This is a genomic window from Citricoccus alkalitolerans, assembly GCF_039528175.1.
GTDB classification, from domain to species: domain Bacteria; phylum Actinomycetota; class Actinomycetes; order Actinomycetales; family Micrococcaceae; genus Citricoccus; species Citricoccus alkalitolerans.
This window is the reverse complement of the sequence record NZ_BAAALH010000001.1, coordinates 1,309,660-1,310,786: the sequence shown is the minus strand read 5'-3', so window position 1 is coordinate 1,310,786 and position 1,127 is coordinate 1,309,660. Positions and strand designations below refer to the sequence as shown.

Genomic DNA, 1,127 nt, shown 5'->3' with positions numbered 1-1,127 from the left:
GGTGCGGGGCCGTCGTCGTGCTGGGCCCTGTTGGGCATTCCCTGCCGGTCCGGCGTGAGGGCTCCTGGAGGCCGTCAGCGGTGTTCTAGTGTCGGCGCTGGCTGCGGCGTCCCTGCGGCCGGTGCAGCGCCGAGAGCAGCTCCTCGAAGAGCTCGGCTGACTGGGCCGCCGTTTCCCCGGGCCAGGCATGCACCGGCCAGGCGGCGCCCTGGATCTGCTGCCAATTGCCCTGTTCGGGGATGGCGACCGGGAGTAGCCGGTCGCCATACATGCGCTCCATCTCACCCAGGCGGAACTGGTGCTCTGTACTGGCCGGACGCACTCGGTTGGCGACCACCCCGGTGGAATGGACTCCCTGGGCGTATTCCTTCCGGAACAGATCGAGGGCCCGCAAGGTGCGCTCCGTGCCTGCCACTGAGAACAGGCTGGGCTCTGCCACCAGCAGGACGTCCGTGGAGGCCGCCCAGGCCATGCGAGTGACGCCGTTCAGGGCGGGCGGGCAGTCGACCAGCACCAAGGCGTACTTGGTCACGGACTCCAGCAGGGTGTTCAGCCGTCGCAGTTCGCGCAGCCGGGTGGTGGGTCGCTCAAAGAGGGACGTGCGGGAGGAGCCGCGCACCACGTCGAGGACCTTCGTGCCTCCACCCGGGACTCCGGTCTCGGTGGCACCCGGCGTGAGGTCCGGCCAGCCGGAGGCGATGACGTGGTCGGCCATGCTGACCCGCCGGGGCCGTTCGAGGAGGGTGCCGATGTCCTCCCGGCCCTCGATGTCCTGGCCCTGCTTGACGCCGAGTCCAGTGGTGGCGTCGGCATGGGGGTCCATGTCCACCACCAGGGTGGGGATGCCCTGGGCCCGTGCCGCGGAGGCCAGTCCGAGGGTGACCGAGGTCTTGCCGACCCCGCCCTTGAGGCTGGAAATGGAGATGATCTGCACGGCGTGGGAATCCTGACTGTGGTGGGGCACGGTAGGCGAAGTGGGATCTTGACCGATGAATGGCCGAAGAACCAGCCTCTAGTCTAGTGCTGGTCTCCGTGTGACGCGGGTCATATGGCCTAGGCTTCGGCGTGTGCAAAACTGGCGCGTGATGTGAGCCACAACGAGGTGGTTCACCGAAGCGCGACCAGCG

1 protein-coding gene is annotated in these 1,127 nt (G+C 68.3%); it reads right to left on the bottom strand.

Translation table 11 applies throughout. The features are described 5' to 3' along the window. Positions 1–85: 85 nt before the first annotated feature. Positions 86–934, bottom strand: a complete 849-nt coding sequence (locus ABD134_RS05810; protein ID WP_344227486.1) for a ParA family protein — start codon at positions 932–934, stop codon at positions 86–88. Positions 935–1,127 lie beyond the last annotated feature (193 nt).